The organism is Nonomuraea sp. WAC 01424, from assembly GCF_003947315.1.
Classification (GTDB): domain Bacteria; phylum Actinomycetota; class Actinomycetes; order Streptosporangiales; family Streptosporangiaceae; genus Nonomuraea; species Nonomuraea spiralis.
The window spans coordinates 338194-357781 of the sequence record NZ_QHHZ01000004.1 but is presented as its reverse complement, the minus strand read 5'-3'; the positions used below and the strand labels follow the sequence as shown (position 1 = coordinate 357781).

19 protein-coding genes are annotated in these 19588 nt (G+C 70.7%); 15 read left to right on the top strand and 4 right to left on the bottom strand.

The features are described from left to right. Positions 1-63 precede the first annotated feature (63 nt). The gene (locus DMB42_RS13920) at positions 64-918 is read left to right on the top strand and encodes a GntR family transcriptional regulator (RefSeq protein ID WP_125634463.1); all 855 of its coding nucleotides are present in this window, start codon (positions 64-66) and stop codon (positions 916-918) included. A 159-nt stretch (positions 919-1077) separates the two neighbouring features. Here the strand turns inward: DMB42_RS13920 and DMB42_RS13915 are convergent, their stop codons facing one another. Next, positions 1078-2838, bottom strand: a complete 1761-nt coding sequence (locus DMB42_RS13915; RefSeq protein WP_125634461.1) for a hypothetical protein — start codon at positions 2836-2838, stop codon at positions 1078-1080. Between the two features lie 174 nt (positions 2839-3012). On the opposite strand from DMB42_RS13915, the gene DMB42_RS13910 reads away from it, so the two are divergent. The 3 genes from DMB42_RS13910 (at position 3013) to DMB42_RS13900 (ending at position 5234) form a co-directional block, all read left to right on the top strand. Continuing rightward, positions 3013-3606 carry a TetR/AcrR family transcriptional regulator gene (locus DMB42_RS13910; RefSeq protein ID WP_125634459.1) on the top strand — a complete coding sequence of 198 codons (594 nt, stop codon included), beginning with the start codon at positions 3013-3015 and terminating at the stop codon, positions 3604-3606. Between the two features lie 71 nt (positions 3607-3677). Further along, entirely contained in the window at positions 3678-4871 is a 1194-nt protein-coding gene (locus DMB42_RS13905) for an MFS transporter (RefSeq protein ID WP_125634457.1), read from the top strand. Between the two features lie 45 nt (positions 4872-4916). Next, positions 4917-5234, top strand: a complete 318-nt coding sequence (locus tag DMB42_RS13900) for a hypothetical protein (RefSeq protein WP_125634455.1) — start codon at positions 4917-4919, stop codon at positions 5232-5234. Between the two features lie 48 nt (positions 5235-5282). Here the strand turns inward: DMB42_RS13900 and DMB42_RS13895 are convergent, their stop codons facing one another. After that, positions 5283-7592: a hypothetical protein gene (locus DMB42_RS13895; protein WP_125634453.1), complete on the bottom strand. Its 2310-nt coding sequence runs from the start codon at positions 7590-7592 to the stop codon at positions 5283-5285. 86 nt (positions 7593-7678) lie between these two features. On the opposite strand from DMB42_RS13895, the gene DMB42_RS13890 reads away from it, so the two are divergent. From DMB42_RS13890 to DMB42_RS13880, 3 genes are read left to right on the top strand one after another with little or no spacing between them, the layout of a single operon-like run. Next, complete coding sequence (locus tag DMB42_RS13890; protein ID WP_125634451.1) at positions 7679-8929, top strand: ROK family transcriptional regulator; 1251 nt, start codon at positions 7679-7681, stop codon at positions 8927-8929. Beyond that, the gene (locus DMB42_RS13885) at positions 8926-10149 is read left to right on the top strand and encodes a 6-phospho-beta-glucosidase (protein WP_125634449.1); all 1224 of its coding nucleotides are present in this window, start codon (positions 8926-8928) and stop codon (positions 10147-10149) included. Before DMB42_RS13890 ends, DMB42_RS13885 begins: the two co-directional genes overlap by 4 nt. Next, positions 10146-11150, top strand: a complete 1005-nt coding sequence (locus tag DMB42_RS13880) for an N-acetylglucosamine kinase (RefSeq protein ID WP_260477672.1) — start codon at positions 10146-10148, stop codon at positions 11148-11150. Before DMB42_RS13885 ends, DMB42_RS13880 begins: the two co-directional genes overlap by 4 nt. Here the strand turns inward: DMB42_RS13880 and DMB42_RS13875 are convergent. Next, positions 11110-11775: an N-acetyltransferase gene (locus DMB42_RS13875; protein WP_125634445.1), complete on the bottom strand. Its 666-nt coding sequence runs from the start codon at positions 11773-11775 to the stop codon at positions 11110-11112. The genes DMB42_RS13880 and DMB42_RS13875 overlap by 41 nt on opposite strands. 52 nt (positions 11776-11827) lie before the next feature. Here DMB42_RS13875 and DMB42_RS13870 point away from each other — a divergent pair, with 52 nt between their 5' ends. The 4 genes from DMB42_RS13870 to DMB42_RS13855 are packed head-to-tail and all read left to right on the top strand — an operon-like array spanning position 11828 to position 15943. Further along, positions 11828-13054 (top strand): beta-N-acetylglucosaminidase domain-containing protein, encoded by a 1227-nt coding sequence (locus DMB42_RS13870; protein ID WP_125634443.1) that lies wholly within the window; start codon positions 11828-11830, stop codon positions 13052-13054. Next, the gene (locus tag DMB42_RS13865) at positions 13048-14286 is read left to right on the top strand and encodes an ABC transporter substrate-binding protein (protein WP_125634441.1); all 1239 of its coding nucleotides are present in this window, start codon (positions 13048-13050) and stop codon (positions 14284-14286) included. The genes DMB42_RS13870 and DMB42_RS13865 overlap by 7 nt, the downstream gene beginning before the upstream one ends. Further along, on the top strand, positions 14283-15140 hold the full coding sequence (locus DMB42_RS13860; RefSeq protein WP_125634439.1) for a carbohydrate ABC transporter permease: 858 nt from the start codon (positions 14283-14285) through the stop codon (positions 15138-15140). The genes DMB42_RS13865 and DMB42_RS13860 overlap by 4 nt, the downstream gene beginning before the upstream one ends. Then, complete coding sequence (locus DMB42_RS13855) at positions 15137-15943, top strand: carbohydrate ABC transporter permease (RefSeq protein ID WP_125634437.1); 807 nt, start codon at positions 15137-15139, stop codon at positions 15941-15943. Before DMB42_RS13860 ends, DMB42_RS13855 begins: the two co-directional genes overlap by 4 nt. Positions 15944-16051: 108 nt before the next feature. Here the strand turns inward: DMB42_RS13855 and DMB42_RS13850 are convergent, their stop codons facing one another. Continuing rightward, positions 16052-16429, bottom strand: a complete 378-nt coding sequence (locus DMB42_RS13850; RefSeq protein ID WP_125634435.1) for a hypothetical protein — start codon at positions 16427-16429, stop codon at positions 16052-16054. A 261-nt stretch (positions 16430-16690) separates the two neighbouring features. Here DMB42_RS13850 and DMB42_RS13845 point away from each other — a divergent pair, with 261 nt between their 5' ends. The 4 genes from DMB42_RS13845 to DMB42_RS13830 all read left to right on the top strand — a co-directional run bounded on the left by DMB42_RS13845 (position 16691) and on the right by DMB42_RS13830 (position 19585). Then, positions 16691-17578, top strand: coding sequence for an MBL fold metallo-hydrolase (locus DMB42_RS13845; RefSeq protein ID WP_125634433.1), 888 nt, complete (start codon positions 16691-16693; stop codon positions 17576-17578). A 60-nt stretch (positions 17579-17638) separates the two neighbouring features. After that, on the top strand, positions 17639-18703 hold the full coding sequence (locus tag DMB42_RS13840; RefSeq protein ID WP_125634432.1) for a hypothetical protein: 1065 nt from the start codon (positions 17639-17641) through the stop codon (positions 18701-18703). A gap of 134 nt (positions 18704-18837) precedes the next feature. After that, on the top strand, positions 18838-19242 hold the full coding sequence (locus DMB42_RS13835) for a YbaB/EbfC family nucleoid-associated protein (protein WP_125634430.1): 405 nt from the start codon (positions 18838-18840) through the stop codon (positions 19240-19242). Then, positions 19235-19585 carry a hypothetical protein gene (locus DMB42_RS13830; RefSeq protein ID WP_125634428.1) on the top strand — a complete coding sequence of 117 codons (351 nt, stop codon included), beginning with the start codon at positions 19235-19237 and terminating at the stop codon, positions 19583-19585. The genes DMB42_RS13835 and DMB42_RS13830 overlap by 8 nt, the downstream gene beginning before the upstream one ends. The last annotated feature ends 3 nt before the right edge of the window (positions 19586-19588 follow it).

Below are 19588 nucleotides of genomic sequence, written 5' to 3'. Positions count from 1 at the left end.
TCAGACGGCCGTTGAGGAGTTCGATCTCCGCCTCCCTCGCTCGCTCGCGGATATGATCCGAAAGTGGATACAGATGAGACCTCGCGCTCGGGGGACGCGGTGACGCTGGTGCACGAGGAGCTCAGAGAGCTGATCCTCTCCGGGAGCCTGCCGCCGGGTCAGCGGCTGACGCAGCGCGAGCTGTCGGACAGGCTGGGAGCGGGACGCACTCCGGTGCGCGAGGCCCTGCGGATGCTGGAGGCCGAGGGCTTCGTCGTCTCCCGGGCCAACTACGGCATCACGGTCTCCAGCCTCGACCTGCACGAGGCCGAGGAGCTGTTCGCCGCGCTGCTGCTGCTGCAACCGCCGCTGCTGGCGCGGGCGGCCAGGGAGATCTCGGACCGGGCACTGCGGCGCATGGCCGAACTGACGGCCGTCATGCGCGCCCTGCCGCAGGAGCCGCGCGACTTCCACCGCGACCACACCGAGTTCCACACCCTGCCGCAGGAGACGTTCGGCCCCACTCTCTCCAAGGTGATCGGCGATCTGTATCGGCGGCTGTCGCGCCTTCAGCGCTTCTACTACCGGGGCAGACGCATCCCGGCCTTCGCCCAGGAGCTCGACCTGGCCTTCTTGGAGGCCATGCAGGCCAAGGACGGAGCACGGGCCAGACGGGTGCAGGAGTTGCACATGCTCAACTCGGCGATCGGGCTCATCACCGACGCCGACCCCTGGCACGAGTTCGGGCCGCTCATCGACGCCGCCGCCGGGGTGGGCATTCACATCCCGTCGGCGAGCGGGCGCATGCTGACCCCTCCGGTGCAGGTCACCTGGGCGGAGCCGCTGCCCGGCTACCGCCCGGTGGCCACCGGTTACGCCGTGGACGTGACACCTGATCAAGCCCACCCCCAAGAGGATCAAAGATTGGATCCACTTTAGGATACTCCTGCTGCGAACAGTGGCAGTCACCCTGAACGGGCACGGCGCCCGACGCGCGTCGTGAACCCGGCAGGCACGCCCTGGGCGCGTACGAACCGTGCCACGACCAGCGCCGTACCCATCAAGGTCTTCAGGCGCGGATCCGGTCGGTGTCGATCCTCACCGCATGAGCTGGGCGGTGTTGATCTTCACCTCGAAGACGTCGCGGTACGGGCTCGATCCACCGCCCACGGGCCACAGGTAGGGCAGCGGCTGGGTCAGGTCGAAGGAGATGGTCGGCGTGGTGGGCTGGACGGTGTCGACCGGATAGATGGTCCATCGCGGGGTCGCCGGGTCCGGCGTCCCGGGGGAGGGTTGCGGGTCGGCGGGGGTGGGACGGGGGCCGGGGTCCGTGGGGTGGGACAGCGGCGGGTCGATGTTGACGTAGGTCATGGTCGAACGCGGGCCCACGTTGGGGGTGCTGGTGCCGCCGCCTCCCCCACCGCCGGTGCCACCGGTCGACCCGCCGCCGCTCTGGGTGGCCTTGGCAGGCAGGTAGTGGCGGTCGCTGTAGTCGGGGTCGCACGGCTCCGCCGCCCTGGCCGGTGGAGGCGCCCCGTCGGACGCCTTGAGGCGCAGCCCGAGCTCACCGGCGATCATCAGGGCGTAGTGGCCCGCCAGCGCCTTCTGCCCCTCCTGGTTGGGATGTCCCGTCTGCTGCACGCGGTTGAAGTCGTCCCCGGCCCCGGCCACTTTCCAGTTGAGGTTGCGGACGTAGGGGGTCTTGGTCCCCAGTTCGTGGCCGGCGAAGGCGTTCTCGAGGTCCAGCATGTCGGTGGCGATCCCGTGGTCGGCCAGGACCTGCTGCGCCTTCTTGACGGAGGCGGTCAGCTGAGGAGCCAGTTTCGCGGCGCTGGTCCAGGCGTAGGGCCACATGTTCGTCAGCCAGCCCATGAGGCCGCCCGGGTGCAGGCCGACCTTGACGGGTTGCGGGTAGTTGACCATCATCACCCTGGTCTTGCCGTTGGAGGCGGCATGCATCGCCCGAACCATCTGCACCAGCCTGGCCGACAGGGTGGCGGGCTGCGTCAGCGGGCGGACGAACGGGGGTCGCGGCGGCTGGGAGTCGTCCCATTCCTGCTGCGAGGTGCGGGTGGTGTCGAGCAGCGGCCGGATGCGCGCCTCGATGCCGCTGATGTCGACGGGCTCGTTGAGTACGGCGTACAGCATGGGCCCGAACTCCACGTCGTTGCCGCCGAAGCCGGAGATCACCAGGTCGGTGGCCTCGTCCACGCCCTGGTTCTGGGGCGGGTTGACGCGGGCGTGGTCGTTCTGGCCGACGAAGAAGTGCTCGCTGGCGGCGCCGGAGGAGGCGTTGAAACGCACGTCGAAGAAGACCTCGGGGTTGGCTCGGCGCAGCAGGTCGATGGCCTGCAGAACCGCCGCGTTCGCCGAACGGTGGCGGAAGTCCTCGTCGTAGTCGTCCTCGGTGTGCCCCGCCGCCGGGTAGGTCTCCCCGCCCAGTCCTCCCGCGATGCGGGGTTCGGGAAGGAAGCCGCGCTTGTTGTAGTAGTCGCCCGCCCCCTCCCCCGACATGTACGAGTCGCCCATGATGACGATCTTCACGATCCTCTGCCCCGGCCGGGGGACGCCCTGGCGGAACTGGGTGGGCTTGTCGTCCCCCCAGAACAGCGGTCCGCCCGGCCCGGTGGCGACCGGCGGGCAGGTGTCGGTCGGCGCGTACCGCTGTGCCAGGTACTGCAGGCCGCCGACGGCCGGGAGGTTCGCCAGCGATTCGGCGTCGTAGTCGTCGAGCAGCGGGATGTCGGTGATGGGGGCGGCGCTCGCGGCGGTGGCGCCGGAGCTCGTGACCAGGGCGACGGCGAGGGCCCCCGCGGTGAGGGCACGGGGCAGGGGCCGACGTAAGGATCTTCGCGTCATGCCGTCAACTATGAGCAACCCTCCACTTGGCCTGCCTCCTTCTGGGGAACGAGGCCGCTTCTCCGCCAACTGGCCGCCCGTCCTCCTACGACAGGCCGGTGCCCACCCGGCGTTCCCCGGCCGCCGCGCCGTCGCGTATTGCACCAATCGATGCAAAACGGGTAGCGTGCTCGTATGGCAAGGCCGAGATCGTTCGACGAAGACCGGGTCCTGGACACTGCGATGCGCACGTTCTGGGCCAACGGCTACGAGTCCACCTCGACCAGGGACCTGTGCGAGGCACTCGGCCTGGACCGCAGCAGCGTGTACAACGCGTTCACCAACAAGCGCGAGCTGTTCAAACGCGCGCTGACCCGCTACATGGACGCCACCACCGCCGACCAGCAGCAAATCCTCGACGACCACGAGCTGCCGGCGACCGAGCGGATCCGCGCGCTGTTCGCCAGGATCCTCCGGACGGAGGCGGAGAACCGGCGCGACGGCCACGGCCTCGGGTGCCTGACCGTCAACACCACGATGGAGCTCGCCGGCCGCGACCCGGAGATCGCCCTGATGCTGGCCCGCGACACCGAACGCCGGATCGCCGGCCTGACCACGGCCATCAGGGACGGCCGGCGCGACGGCGACATCGGCTCCACCCGCGATCCCGCCGAGCTCGCCAGGTTCGTCAACGCCGTGATCGCCGGGATCCGGGTGGCCGCCCAGGGCGGCGCCGACGACGCCACCATCGAGGCCGTCGCGGCCACGGCCATGGACGCCCTGGCCTGACCTCTGGTTTTTCACGCCCGAGGCGTTTTCATGCCCGAGTTCTACACCGATTGATGCAAAAAGGAGCCCCCTTGCCCAGAGCCGTCTACGTGCTGGCCATCGGCATCTTCGCCATGGTGACCAGCGAGTTCGCCGTCGGGGGCCTGATGCCCGAGATGGCAAGCGGACTCGGCGTGACCATCTCCCAGGTCGGCTATCTGATCACCGCCTTCGCGGTGGCCATGGCGGCGGGCGGCCCACTGATGACCGTCGCACTGGTACGGATCCGCCCGAAACCCGCCCTCACGCTGCTGTTCGCCATCTTCCTGGCAGGCAACGTGCTCGCCGCCGTCGCCCCCTCCTACTCGATCATGATGGTCGCGCGGCTCGTCACCGGCGTCGCCTCCCAGGCGTTCTTCGGCGTCGCCATCTCGGTGGCGGTCCAGCTGAGCCGCCCGGAGATACGCGGCCGCGCCCTCGCCGTCGTCCTGAACGGGTTGATGCTCGGCACCCTGCTCGGCCTGCCGCTGTCCACGCTGATCGGCGGGCAGTTCGGCTGGCGCGCCGCCTTCTGGGCCGTCGGCGCCCTGACCGTCATCGCCGCGCTCGCCACGATGGCGGGCGTCCCCAGGCTCGGACGCGCCCGCGGCGGCGACGGCGACTTCAGGCAGGAGCTCACGGTCTTCAGGAACGGCCGGCTCTGGCTGGCGCTGGCGACCAGCACCCTCATCATCGGCGCGACCTTCGCCGCCTTCAGCTATCTCAGCCCGATCCTCACCCAGGTCACCGGGTTCACGTCGAAGGCCGTCCCCCTCCTGCTCGTCGCGTACGGCGCGGCCACCGTGGTCGGGAACTTCGTCGTCGGACGCCTGGCCGACCGGCACACCATCGGCGTCCTGCTGTCCGGGCTGGTCCTCAACACGGTCTTCCTGGCCGGGTTCGCGCTGTTCGCCCATCTCAGCGTCCCGGCGGTGCTCGCCATGCTGGGCGTCGGGCTGGCCGGAGTGACCATGAACCCGGCAATGGCCGTACGGGTCCAGCGCGCGGGCAACCCGGGGCCGCTGGTCAACACCGTCCACGCCTCCTTCATCACCCTCGGGGTGATCATCGGCTCCTCGGTCGGCGGGCTGGTCATCGACCGGTTCGGGCTGCGGGCCCCGCTCTGGCTGGGCGTCGGGCTGGCCGTACTGGGGACGGTGTCCCTCCTGCCCGAGCTCGCGCGTACCAGGGCCAGGTCGTCGGCGCAGAGCCCCGCCCAGGAGCACGCCGAAGCCGCCACTCCCTGACCTGGCGCCCGCGACAGGCGGGGCGGTCCACTGAGTGGACGAACGTTGCCGTCCACCTCGGTGGCGGGGGCGGCGGTGCCGGCGCCCGCCGCGGCCGCCGCGGCCGGTGCGCGCGTCGTCCGGGCCGCGGCCGACCCGACGTGCGGGAGCTGGGTCTCCAGCCTGGTCTTCCCGGGCCTCTCGGCCCGGGCCTGCGTCTGGGGGACCGGCGCCAACCTCCAGAACGGGCAGACGGCGCTCTGCGCCACCCAGGTCGTGCCTGACAACAACCCCTTCCAGTTCCACCGCGCCGTGGGTTCCACCGAGGTCAGCGTGCCGGGCCGGCGGGAGCAGTTCGCCTTCTCCTCCCCCTTCGTCGGCTGACCGGGAAGAGCCGGTCCGGCTCTTCCCGGTCAGCCGTCCGCGCGACGGCTACTTCTCGGCGATGAACTCGTGGTACCGGCCCATCCAGTACGGGAGCAGGTACGAGGTGCCGTCGTTCTCGCCGTAACCGTCGCCGCCCTGGTCCAGCTTGTACGGGTCGTGGTTCCAGTGGCTGACCACCCGCTCGTCGACCGGGAGCACGGTGCCGCCACGGAGCATGCCGAGCTTCTTCGGGTCGGCGTCCGGGCGGATGTGCTGGCCGAGGTTGACGATGTCGAGGCGCTGGCTGTTGCTCTGCTTCCAGTCGATCATGTTGAGCGGGAACCGCTTCAGCGTGTCGATCGACTGCCGCAGCCAGGGCCCGTTCATCTCCAGCGGGAACGGGCCGTAGGCGTCGGTCCAGACCTCGTCCTTCAGGGTGACGCCGGCGATGAAGTTGAAGAACGGGTTGAGCTCGTACTGCTCCTGCTGCCAGTAGTCGTAAAGGGAACGGGCCCAGGTGGCCTTCAGGCCGGCGTCCTGCTCGTAGCGGAGCAGGTGATAGTAGTTCATGAAGGCCATCTCGTCGTCGGACTGGTTGCCGCCGCCGACGCCCGGGGTGACCTTGGGCTGCTGGGTGTTCAGGTCGTAGCCGTCCTCCTCGATGAGCTTGGCCTTGGCCTGCGCGTACTTTTCTGGATTTTTCGCGACATGCTCGGCGATCGTGAGGAATGTGATGATCGTCTGGCTGTTGAGGCCGCGCTCCTCCCTCCGCCACGGGTTGCCGTTGAGCTCCTTCGGGTTGAAGAAGCCCCAGCGGGTGGGCTTGCCGTCATGGTCGGTCAGGGAGAAGTCGTGGTCGATCAGGTGGTCGGTGAGCCTGGTGACGACGCCCGCGACCTCGTCCTTCTCCGGGCCGGTCGCGACCAGGTCGTAGTAGAGCGCGTAGAGGAAGTAGTGGCCCACCAGCTCGTCGGAGCTGGCGTCGGTCTTCCAGAACCACTTGCCGTCGGCGCTCTTGGGCCAGCGCGGGACCAGGATCTTCCAGTACGCGTCGCCCTTCTGCTTGTCGCGGTCGTGCTGCTCGTTGTCCTTGATGTTCGGGTCGGTGGCCGTGGTCTCCAGGATCGTCCGGGCGATGAACCCCTTGGGCGCCGGGTTGGTGCCGCTCTGGGTGACGTCGCCGAGGAACTTCAGGGCCTCGAACGCCTTCCGCGCGTTGGCCTTCGCCGTGGCGTCCTTGGTGGCGGCGTACTTGAACACCTCGGCGGCGCCGTACATGCCGGTCCAGAGGCCGTCGTTGTCGCTCGCGCCCTGGCCGTACTGGGTGAGATCGCCCGGCCTGGCCAGCCCGATGCCCTCGACGAATCCGTACGGGGTGCGCTTGTGCCTGGCCTGGATGGCCTGCTCGTAGACGGCCGCCTTCTCCGCCAGCGTGGTACGGCGGGCCTCGATGACGCCGGCGGCCGTCGCGGCGGCGGAGTAGGCGTTGGCGTTCCCGTCCACGGTGACGGCGGTGACCGTGTCGTCCGGCAGCCAGCGGCGGCCCTGGCGGTACTCCCAGGTGGTGCCGTCGAAGTGCACGGCGCCCTTGGCCGTGCCGAGCCAGACGTCGCCGTCGGCGCCGGGGGCGATCGCGGTGAAGCCGAGCATGGGCAGACCTTCGGCGGGGCCGTACTGCTTGAGGGTGGCGCCGTCCCTGAACCCGAGGCCGGTGGCGCCCGCGAGCCAGAGGCGGCCCTTGGAGTCGTAGGCCAGGTGGGTGGTGCCGACGGCGGGTGAGATCTGGGTCCACGTTCGGCCGGTCGTCTCGAAGACGGCCGTGGCGGTGGCGACGGCGACGGCGCCGGACCGGGCGCGGGCCACGGCGGTGGCCTGGCCGGGCAGCCGGTCGGGACGCCACGAGCCGCCCGGCCCCTTGCGGTAGAGGCGGTCGCCCTGGACGAGGATCAGGTCGTCGCCGCCGACCAGCAGGGCCGTGGCCGGGTCGGTACCGGGCGGGAGCCGGTCGGCGCCTCCCTTGGCGGCGTCGGCCCCGCCCTGGCCCTTGGCCGCGTTCCTGATGGTCAGCAGGCCGTCTGCGGTGAGGGCGACGAGGTCGTCGCCGCGCCAGACGACCTTGTGGGCGGGCGTGGCCGACAGGGACGTCCAGGCGCCCGAGGCGTACAGGGCGACGCCCTTGTCGTGGGCGGCGGCGACCACGCCGCCGGGGCCCGCGGCCAGTGCGGTGATCTTGCCCTGCAGGGCGGGCAGCGTGGCGCCGACCTGGAGGACGAAGGGGTCGACGACCGTGGCGGCCTCCGCGGGTACGGCCGTGGCGGCCGGTCCCACGGTGAGCGCGACGGTCGCGGCGAGCAGGAGGTTCTGGAGTCGTGCCATGGGTGTTCCTCCGGATCAGGGGGCTGCGAGATACAGTAAAGAGTCTTTATTGCATTCGGGCAAGAGTCTTTACTAGAATTCGCGTCATGTCCCAGCATGCGACGCTCACCACCCTGCGCGAGATCAACGCCTCCGTGGTCCTGGAGTCCATCCGGGCCGACCCGCCGATCTCGCGGGCCGAGGTGAGCCGCCGCACCGGCATGACCAAGCCGACCGTGGCCAACGCCCTCGACCTCCTGGTGTCCGCCGGCCTGGTCCGCCAGGCCGAGCCACCCGGCGAGATGCACTACGGCGCGGTCTACTTCGAACCGGTGCACACGTTGGCCCACGTCCTGGCCCTGGACATCGGCACCCGCTTCGTCCGCGGCGCGCTGAGCGACCTGCGCGGCACGATGCTGGCCAGGCACGACGAACGCATCGACGACTCCGACCCGGCGACGATCCTGCGCGCCGCCGTGGCCGTCCGCGACGCCCTGTCCCCCGGCGGGCCCCCGGGTGGCGTCCCGCCCGGCGGCCCGGCGGTCGGGGGGATCGAGCTGGTCGCGGCCGGGGTGCCGGGCGTCGTGGATCCCGAGGAAGGGGTCATCCGGCAGAGCAACCGGCCCGCGCTGGAGGGCATGGCGATCCGGACCGAGCTGGAGGCCGCGCTGGGAGTGCCCGCCGAGGTCGAGACCGACGCCAACCTGGCGGTCATCGGCGAGCACGCGCTGGGGGCCGGCCGGGGCGTCGCCGACTTCGCGTTCCTGTCCATCGGCGCCGGGGTCGGGGCCGGGCTGATCCTCGGCGATCGTGCGCATCGAGGGCATCGGGGGGCCGCGGGCGAGGTCGACGATCCGCCGCCCGGGGAGGACGAGCTGCCCGACAGCCCCTCCGGCGACGCGCTGATGAGCTGGGCCCGTACCTGGATCGCGGCGGGTCTACGCGACGGGGACACCGCGCTGCGGCTGGACGCCACGCCGGAGGCCATCTTCGCCGCCGCCTCCCAGGGTGACGGCCTGGCCTCGGCCATCGTCGCCGAGGAGGCGCGGCGGATCGCGGCGCGGATCGCCACCATCTCCCGGGTCGTCGACGTCGAGCTGGTCGTGCTCGGCGGCGGCATCGGGCTGGCCTGCGCGGGCATCCTGCCCGAGATCGACGCCGCGCTGGCGGGCATGTTGCGGCACCCGCCCCGTGTCGAGGTCTCGGCGCTCGGCAACGCCCCCGTGCTGACCGGCGGCCTGGCGCACGGCACCCGCCTGCTGAGGGAGTCGGTCGCCACCCGCCGTATCTCGGCGGCGGCCAAGGTCTCCGGGGCGGCGAAGGCCACCATCACGGGTTCGGGATCGGAGGGACGATGAAGATCACCGTCGTCGGGGGCGGGTCCACGTACACGCCCGAGCTCGTCGGGGGGCTCGCCGAGCTGGAGCTCGAAGAGCTCGTCCTCATGGACCCCGACCGGGAACGCCTCGACGTCGTCGGCGGCCTGGCCACCCGGATGCTGCACGACAGGAAGACGCGCGTCAGGCTCACCACGCACCTCGACGACGCCGTCGAGGGCGCGGACGCCGTGCTGCTGCAGTTGCGGGTCGGCGGGCAACGGGCCCGGCACGGCGACGAGACCTGGCCGCTGGAGTGCGGCTGCGTCGGCCAGGAGACCACCGGCGCGGGCGGCCTGGCCAAGGCGATGCGGACCATTCCCGAAGTGCTCCGCATCGCCGAACGGGTCCGCGTCCTCGCCCCCGACGCCTGGTTGATCGACTTCACGAACCCGGTCGGCCTCGTCACCCGCGCCCTGCTCGACGCCGGTCACCGCGCCGTCGGGCTGTGCAACGTGGCGATCGGGTTCCAGCGCCTGTTCGCCCGCCTGCACGGCTGCGCGCCGTCGCAGCTCACGCTGGGACATGTCGGGCTCAACCACTTGTCGTGGGAGCGTTCCGCGTGGGTGGACGGGGTCGACGTGCTGCCCGGACTGATCGAGCGGCACGCCGCCGCGCTGGCCGGCGAGTGCGAGCTGCCCGCCGAGCTGATCACCGCTCTGGGCGTCGTCCCCTCCTACTACCTGCGCTTCTACTACGCGCACGACCAGGTGGTGGCCGAGCAGCTCGGGCGTCCGACGCGGGCGCAGGAGGTGCTGGAGCTGGAACGACAGTTGCTGGCGATGTACCCGGCGCTGAACGACAAACCGGACCTCCTGGAGCAGCGGGGCGGGGCCCACTACTCGACGGCCGCGGTCGATCTGCTCGCCTCGCTGCTCGACGATCGAGGGGACGTCCAGGTGGTCAACGTCCGCAACGACGGGACCCTGCCCTTCCTGCCCGCGTCCGCGGTGATCGAGGCGCCGTCGCGGATCACCGCCGCCGGGGCCGTGCCGCTGGCCGTACCCGAGGTGGAGCCCTTGCAGGCCGGGCTGATCGCGCACGTCAGCGCGTACGAGGAGCTGGCGGTACGGGCGGCTTTATGCCCTGATCGGGCGCATGTGGAGGCGGCGCTGCTGGCGCATCCGCTGGTCGGGCAGTACGACCTGGCGCAGGGGCTCGCCGACCGCCTGCTCGCGGCCCACCAGGTCTGGGCCTCGTGACCCGGCCTGCGGTCCTGGCGGTCGACGCGGGCAACAGCAAGACCGACGTCGCCCTGGTCAGCTCGTCCGGCGAACTGCTCGCCTGGGTGCGCGGCGGCGGCTTCCAGCCGCACGGGCCGAAGCTTCCCGCCGCGATCGGCCTGCTCGCCGACCTCGTGGCGGCGGCCGTACGGCTCACGCAAGACGGCGGCGCCCCCTCGGGCGGCGCCGGGTACGTGGCCCAGCGGGTGTCGGCGTTCCTGGCGCACTGCGACCTGCCGATCGAGCAGGAGATCCTGCAGACGGCCGTCGAAGCGCGGGGGTGGGCGCCCGCGGTCACCGTGGACAACGACACCTTCGCGATCCTGCGGGCGGGGGCGGGCGTGCCGTACGGCGTGGCGGTCGTGTGCGGCGGCGGGATGAACTGCGTCGCGCGCGGCCCGGACGGGCGGGTCGCGCGCTGGCCCGCGCTGGGACGGCGCTCGGGCGACTGGGGCGGCGGCGAATGGCTGGGCGAGGAGGTGTTGTGGTGGGCCGTGCGCGACGAGGACGGACGCGGACCGCGCACCCTGCTGCGCGAGGCCGTGGCCGACTGGTACGGCCTGACGGACGTCACCTCGGTGTGCGTCGGCTTCCACCTCGGGCACCTGCCGGAGGAACGGCTGCACGAGCTGGTGCCGGTGTTGTTCGAGGTCGCGGGACAGGGGGACGCCGTCGCCGTCTCGCTGGTGGAGCGGCTGGGCGACGAGGTCGCCGCCTGGGCCGGCGCGGCGCTCGGGCGGCTGGACTGGGGTGAGGTGAGCGTGCCCGTCGTGCTCGGGGGCGGGGTGCTGACCGGCGGGGACACCCGGCTGATGGCCCGGATCGGCAAGGGCCTGCCGGGGGTGGACGTACGGGTGCTGGACGCGCCGCCGATCGTGGGGTCGGCGCTGCACGGGCTGGACCGCCTCGGAGCGACCTCCGAGGCGGTGGAACGGCGGCTCAGAGCCGGGTTCGCCACTCGGCGGCCGTCATGCCCATGAACAGAACCGTGTCCGCACGCTTGAGCTCGGTGAAGCCGAGCTTCGTGTAGAACGCGACGGCCCGGGTGTTGCGCGCGGAGACGCCCAGGTGGACGCCCCGGGAGCCGTGTTCGTCGAGGGCCTGGAGGAGCCTGGCGACGAGCCTGCTCCCCCAGCCCGCGCCCTGCCATCGGGGCAGCAGGTCGATGTGCAGGTGCGAGGGGTGGCCGGCGACGATCTCGTCGGGGGCCGGACGGGGGCCGGCGAGGTGTTCGGCCAGCCAGCGTTCGGGCTCGGTGACGTGCCGGTATCTCGCGCGGAGCGGCGGCCACCACAGGCGTTCGCAGTCGGCCTCGAAGGCCCGCGTGTCCAGGGCCCCGAGGACGTAACCGCCGGGACCGCCCGCGGGACGCCCGCCGTCGTCACCGCCGTCGTCACCGCTGACGTCGCCGCTGTCGTCGTCGCTGTCGTCGTCGAGCACCCAGGCCAGGGACGGCTGCAACGCCAGGTAGGGGCCCACGAAGATGTCCGCCAGCAGGTGGCGTGTCGGGTAGACGGCTGAGGCGTCCTGGCCGTCGAGGCCGGTACGGAGGCAGACTTCGTACAGAGCTGTTTCGTCGCCCGGTCGGTATGTCCTGATTCCCATGAGTCTAGTAAAGACTCTTGCCTAGATGGAATAAAGACTCTTTACTGTCTTCATGAAGTCAGCAGGCTTTGCGGTCCGTGGGGTCATCGAAGGGTTCTACGGACGGCCATGGAGTCACGAGCAGCGGCTCGACCTGCTCGGCTTCCTCGGCGCCCGGGGCATGAACACCTACGTCTATGCCCCCAAGGCCGACCGGCCGTCGTGGCGGGAGACCGGTACGCGGGGGCTCGGCGAGCTGGCCGAGCGGGGCAGGCAGGCGGGGGTCGACGTCGTCTACTGCCTCTCGCCCGGCCTGTCGCTGCGCTACTCCGACGCCCGTGACGTCCGGACGCTGTGCGAGGCGTTCGAGCGGGCCATGGAGGCCGGGGCCGCCGGGGCGGGGCTGCTGCTCGACGACATCCCCATGCGGCTGCGGCACCCCCAGGACGTCGGCGCCTTCGACGACCTCGCCGAGGCTCAGCTCGCGCTCGTCGACGCCGTCTTCGCACGCACCGGACGGCTGATCGTCTGCCCCACCGTCTACTGCGGCGACGCCGACGACCCCTACGTACGGGCCATGGGCCTGATCGACGCCCGGGTCGAGCTGTTCTGGACCGGCCGGAGCATCTGCTCCCCCACCATCGACCTGGCCGACGCCGCCGCCGTCACCCGGGCGCTGAACAGAGCCCCGATCTACTGGGACAACTACCCGGTCAACGACGTCGCGATGGGCCACGAGCTGCACATCGGCCCGTACCGGGGCAGGGACAGGCACCTGTACCGGTTCGCGACCGGGGTGGTGGCCAACGGCATGGAGCTCTACGAGTCATCGAAGATCGCCTTCGCCACGGTCGCCGACTACCTGCGCGACCCGGAGGGCTACGACCCGGAGGAGAGCTGGGAGCGGGCCCTGGCCGACCTCGTCGGCGACGGCGAGGATCTGGCCGCCTACCGGGTCTTCGCCGACAACGTGCGCGGCTCCTGCCTGGAGCCGCACGACGCGCCCAGGCTCACGGGGGTGCTGGAGCAGTGGGCGTTCGAGCGCGAGTCCGGTGACGCCGCGGCGGCGGGGCGGCTGCTCGCCGTACACGCGCAGGAGCTGCTGGACGCGGCCGGGCATCTGCTGCGCGGGCCGGTGCGGCGGCGCGCGCTGGTGGAGGAGGCCCGGCCCTGGCTGGAGGAGTTCGAGCAGGGCGCGCTGGCGTTGCTGGCCGCCGCTCGACAGGACGTACGACCGCACCCCCGTCGCCCCGCCCGCAAACGGGTGTTCGGCGACTGTCTTGAGGAGTTGTCATGGTGAACAGGACGGCCGGGGCGCTCGCCCTGGTGTTGCTGGTGTCGGCCTGCGGTGGCGGCGGACAGAGCGCGGCCACCGACAAGGTGTTACGGATCGCGATGAGCTCCCCCGGCGAGGAGCAGATCAAGGTCTGGAAGGACGTCGCGACCCAGTACGAGAAGACGCATCCGGGCGCCAAGGTCGAGCTCAACTTCCAGGAGGACGACCTCTATCAGACCATCGGCCTGCAGAACCTGCTCAACGGCCGGCAGGCGCCTGACATCTACTTCGAGTGGGCGGGCGACCGGCTGCGCACCCGGGTCAAGGACGGCTTCGCGGCCGACATCTCCGCCCAGGTCACCGGAGGGCCGCTCAAGGGCGTCATCCCGGACGAGGCGTACAAGCGCACCACGGTCGACGGCAAGACGGTCATGGTGCCGTTCGCGGCCGACGTGACCAACGTCCTCTGGTACAACACCAAGATCCTGGCCGACGCCGGGGTGCAGCCGCCCAAGACGTTCGAGGAACTGCTCACGGCCTGCGACACGCTCAACGCCAAGGGCCTCACCCCGATCGCCTCGGGCAACAAGGACCTGTGGGCCGCCGGCAACTGGCTGTCCCACCTGGTCTCCCGGGTCGTCGGCGAGCAGTCCTACCAGGACGTGCTGACGGGCAAGACCCCCATGGCCAACCCCGACTGGGAACGCGCGCTCGGCTACGTGGCCCAGCTCCGCGACCACAAGTGCGTCAACAGCAGCGCCAACGCCGCCAACGACAACGAGGGCGCGCAGCTGTTCTTCCAGGGCAAGGCCGCCATGCACCCGATCGGGTCGTGGCTGGTCAGCTGGGCCCTGGACGAGGCGCCCAAGCTGAACTTCGACTACGTCAACCTGCCGGCGATGACCGGCGGCGCCGGTGACCAGGACAGCGTGATCGGCGTCGTCACCGGCTATGTGATCAACGCCAAGAGCAGGAAGGTCAAGGAGTCGGCCGAGTTCCTGGCGCTGCTGAACTCTCCGGCCAACGCCGCCGCGTTCGTCAAGGCGGGCACGGTGCCGCAGGCCAAGGCGGAGGGGGCCGAGCAGGTCGACGCGCGTACCACCCGGCTCAACGAGCTGCTGGCGGATGCCAGGACGGTGGTCTCCCCGCCCGACACCGGCTACGACCTCAAGCGCGCCGACGCGCTCTACCGCGCGCTGGCCGCGGTGCTCGGCGGGGCGAAGTCTCCCAAGGAAGCGCTGGCCGCCGCGGGATGAAACGCAAGCTCATACCGTACGTGTTCGCCGCCCCGGCGCTGCTGGTGTTCGGCTTCGCGGTGCTCGCGCCCGCGCTGGCGACCGGGGCGTTCAGTCTGACCGAGTGGACCGGTTTCGGGCCGATGGAGTTCGTCGGCTTCGACAATTTCCTCAGAGCAGCCCAGGACACGATATTTCTGGACTCGTTCGTTCATGTCGGCATCTACATTCTTGTCACGATTGTCGTGGAAGTCGCCGTGGGTCTCGTCCTCGCCGGGCTGCTCGTCACCCGGCGCGGCGGGGCGCCCTGGTTCCGGGTGGCGCTGTTCACCCCGGTCATGTTGCCGATGGTGGTCGTGGCCGTGCTCTGGGCGTTCGTCTACAACGCCGACTTCGGCCTGGTCAACGCCCTGCTTGAGGTCGTCGGCCTGCCGGGCAAGGTCTGGCTGGGCGACGAGAGCACCGCGCTGCTGGCCGTCTGCGCGGTCTCCGGCTGGGTGTACGCCGGGTTCTACATGGCGATCTTCTACGCGGCCTTCGCCCAGATCCCGTCGGACGTGGTCGAGGCCGCCCGCCTCGACGGCGCCGGCGAACTGGCCATCTTCCGCCGGATCAAGGTGCCGATGATCAGGGACGCGGTCGAGGTCTGCCTGCTGCTCTGCGTCACGGGCGGTTTCCAGACGTTCGACCTGTTCTACGTCATGACGGGCGGCGGGCCGTACAACGCGACGGAGATCCCCACCACCTACCTGACCCGGGTCGTCTTCCGCGACGGCGAGGTCGGCTACGGCTCGGCCATGGCGGTGCTGATGACCGCGGCCGTCGTGCTCATCGGGCTGGCCTTCATGCGCCTGCGCAGGAGGACGGCCCGATGAGAAGGCTCACGACCGTGCTGCTGGCCGTGGTCTCGGCGGCCTTCTTCCTGCCGTTGTTGTGGATGGTCGCCTCCAGCTTCAAGTCCAACGCGCAGATCTTCGCCGACCCGTTCGCCCTGCCCGCGACGCTGGACTTCGGCCGCTGGGCCGAGGCGTGGGAGGTCGGCGGCATCGGCGGGTACGCGCTCAACAGCGTGATCGTGACCTCGGTGTCGGTGCTGCTGATCCTGGCGCTGTCGTCGGCGGCGGCGTTCGCGTTCAGCCGGTACGAGTTCCGCGGGCGCGGGCTGCTCATGGGCCTGCTGGCGCTCGGGCTGCTGCTGCCCCTGCAGTCGTACTTCATCGCCCAGAGCACGATGTTCACCGAGCTGGCGCTGAGCGACACCCGTTGGGCGTTGATCATCCCGTACGTGGCCATGGGGTTGCCTCTGGCCACGTACCTGATCAAGGTCTACCTGGACGCGCTGCCGCGCGAGCTGTTCGAGGCCGCGCACATCGACGGCGCCTCCGACCTGCGGGTCTACCTGCTGATCGCGCTGCCGTTGTTGCGGCCGGGGCTGGCGACGGTGGCGGTGTTCTCGGCGCTGTCGTGCTGGAACGAGTTCCTGCTGGCCCTGCTCTACATCCAGGACGACTCGCTCAAGACGATCCCGACCGGCCTGCTGGCCTTCTCCAGCCGCTACGTGACCGACTACGGGCTGCTGTTCTCGGCCCTGTCGATCATCACGCTGCCGATGATCGCGGTCTACGTGGTGTTCAACCGCCAGGTGGTGAGCGGCATCACGGCGGGCAGCCTCAAGTAGGGACGACGAGCCCCGAAGTCGCCCGTACCGCCACGATGAGGTGGCGGGCACGGGACGACCTCGGGGCGTGCCCTGTGTGCTCGGGACGCCCGAGGCACGTCTCTCGGGTCAGGAACCGTCCGCCAGCGTTCCGATCGCGGCCACGGTGTGCCCGCCCGCGGCCTTGCACGTCCACAGCGCCGCCCCGCGCACCCGCTCCGGATGCAACCCGAAGGAGTGCGCCGGACAGGTCGGCCAGATCCTGCCCTCCTGCTCGGCGATCACTTCCTGGGCGAGATCGGCGATCAGCACGAGGATGGCGACCGGTTCGTGCGCTTCGTCCGCACGCAGCCCGTAGCTGGAGTACTGCCCCTTGTACTCGACGCGCAGGTAACCCAGGTCGTCCCACTCCGGGGAGTCGAAGCCGAGCCGCCCGGGGACACCGGTCGCCTCCATGTCGCGTCGAACGGCGAGCACCGCGCCGTCCAGCACCTTGTTGGTGGTCATATCCCCCATCCTTACGGACTTCCACCTCCGCCGGGGCCGGACGCCGATACGCGCAGGAATTGAATCCACGCACGGACGGCCACTTTCCGGGCCCGGCTTGACAATTTTCCGAAATGGCCATCCGCAAATCAGCCGCATTGGACCCGAATTTCAGAGCAGCAATCTCCGGAGAAGTCAACCGCGCTTTTCATTTGGCCTCTCCCGGTAATGCGTGATATCAAATCAGGCGTCAATCCCCGCCATTCCCGGAAGGACCACGCCATGAACGAGCCGTCGGCCGACGCCGCCTGGCACGTCGATCGTCGCTGCACCAACTGCGACACCGCCCGGCAGCTGGCCCCGGAACTCCTCGCCGAGGTCGCCGGGCGTTCCTCGGTCGTCCGCCAGCCGCGCACGACCGCGGAGGAAAAGGCGATGTACGCCGCGGCGTTCGCCTGCCACACCCGATCGATCCGGCGCGGCACACGCGGGCCGGATCCCGCGCTCGACCCTTTTCCGCTGCCGCTCACCGAGCACGTGCACCTGTGCGGGCACAATTCGCCGCACACCGCAGGCGCGAACGCCTATCTGCTGCGCCGTCCGGCCGGAAACCTGATGATGATCGACACGCCGCGCTGGAGCAGCACCCTGGCCGCGAAATACGCCGCGCTCGGCCCGATCACCGACGTGCTGCTCACCCATCGCGACCACGCCGCGCACGGCCGCCAGTACGCCGACCGGTTCGGCGCCCGCCTGTGGATCCACGAGGGAGACCTGTCCGCCGCCCCGGACGCCGACCGCGTTCTCCGGGGCACCGAGCCGGTCGAGATCGCCGACGGCGTGACGGCCCACCCGCTGCCCGGACACACCGAGGGCAGCACGCTGTACGTCGCCGACGAGACGTACTGCTTCAGCGGCGACAGTTTCTACTGGTCCCGCACCCTCGGCGACCTGGCCGTCGCCGAGTCGGTCACCTGGTACTCCATCACCGAACTGGCCGCGTCGCTGGCCCGTACGGCGCCGCGGATCCGCTTCGAATGGCTGCTGCCCGGCCATGGCGACCGCAGGCGGCTGCCCGCCGGGGAGTTCGCCCGCCGGATGCACGACCTGGCCGTCCGCACCGCGGCACTCGCGCCCCGGCCGATCGACTTCTCCGCGCTGTCCTGGTAGGCCTCGCCGAACGTACACCGCCTTGATCCCGTTTTTCGGGTTCGTGGTGAGATGGCAGCCATGGATACGGTTCTTCGTAAGGCGTCGGAGTCATTGGGGGTGCCGCTCCCGGAGGCGGTCGATCTGGGAGGTTCTTCGCGGTCCACGGTGATCCGGTGCCGTACGGGTGACGGGCGGAGCGTGGTGATCAAGGCGTACAAACCGGATGCCTTCCGCCATTTCACCGCGGAGGCCGCCGGGCTGGGCCTGGCCGCGGGCTCGGGCCCGAGGTTGCTCGCGGTGGACACCGAGTACCCGCTGCTGGTCATGGAGGACCTCGGCGAGGCGCCGAGCCTGGCCGACGCGCTGCTCGGGGAGAACCCCGAAGCCGCCCGCGCGGCCCTGCTCGCCTGGGCGGTCGCCTACGGCCGGCTCGCGGCCGAGACCACCGGGCGCGAGGACGAGCTCGCCGCGTTGCGCGCCCGCTACGACCGGGGGGAGCAGCAGTGGGGCGAGGACCCCGAGCTCCGCGCGGCGGCCGAGGCGCTGCCCGGCGTGCTCGACGCGCTCGGCGTGACCACCCCGCCCGGCCTGGCGGCGGAGTTGGCACCGATCGCCGATCTGGACAAGGGCCCCTACCCGGTCTACTCCCCCGGCGACATCTGCCCGGACAACAACCTCATCTTCCCGGACGGCATGCGTCTGCTGGACTTCGAGGGCGCCGGCTACCACTCCGTGTTCCTCGACGCCGTCTACACCCGCATGCCGTTCTCCACCTGCTGGTGCGTCTTCCGGCTGCCCCCGGCGATCCAGGAGGAGATCGAGTCCGCGTACCGGTCCGAGGTGGCGAAGGGCCACCCCGACCTGCTCGACGACGAGGTGTGGCGGGCGGGCATGCGGCTGGCCACGATCGCGCTGACGGTGCAGATGACGACGCTGGTGCCGCGCGTACTGGCCGGGGACCGGCCGCTGCATCCCACGCGGCAGGCGCCGAGCATGCGCCAGCTGTTGCGCCACCGCTGGCAGGCCCTCCTGGCCGATCTCCCGTCCGACTCCGCCGTCGCGGAGGCCATGCGCGGCCTGCTCGCGGCGACGGAGAAGTGGGACTGCCCCGCCCTGCCGCCGTATCCGGCGTTCGCCGGCTGACCGGCCGGCAGGCGCTCTGGCGTCTTTCAGTCACCGGCCGCTGCCCGTTACGCAGATTTAGTACGGTATGTCGTCTGAGTAACGGAAGTGGCAAAATGCAACGCATGATGCTCAGGTGACGAGAGGCGCGCTGCTTGAACGACGAGTTCCGGCTGACCATCGAAGGGTTGGCCAAGGAGTACAACCGGCAGGCCGGAGAGCTGCGCGCGGCCTACGGCAGGCTCTCCGAACTGACGGGGACCGGCGAGTCCGCAGACCGCCTGGTCCGCGTGACGGTGGGCCCGCGTGGTCAGGTGCAGGAGATCGAACTCGACCCCCGGGTGTACCGCAAGCTCGCGCCGTCGCAACTCTCCCGCGAGATCATGCAGCAGATCGGCGCCGCCACGGAACAGGTGGCCGAGCGGACGAAGGAGCTCATGGCGCCGTTCATGCCGGAGGGGCTGCCTCTGGAGGAGGTCCTGGGCGAGGGGGCGAGCATCGACGCGTTCCTGCCCCGGCCGGTGGAGCTGCCGGCCGAGGACGGGGACGTGCGTGGGTGACACCCGCGCCGGCGGCTACCTGGCCGTCTTCAGCGGCCTGCGGTCACGTTCCGCGCAACTCGACGACAGCGTCGAGCGCGCGTGGGAGCTGAAGGACCGGCTGTCCGCCGTCTTCGCCCGCGAGGGCAACCCGCTCGGCGACGACCAGTACGGCGCGGAGCTGGAGAAGAACCAGTGGATCATCGAGAACGGCATCCTCGTGGCCTTCGACGAGTACATCGCCGAACTGGAGGACCTGCGCGACGGATTACGGGCCAGCGCGACCAATTACCAGGACGCCGAGGGCTACGGGGATCCCGGGTACGGCACCGGTGACGACCCGGCCTACCCGCGGGGCGGGTGAGCC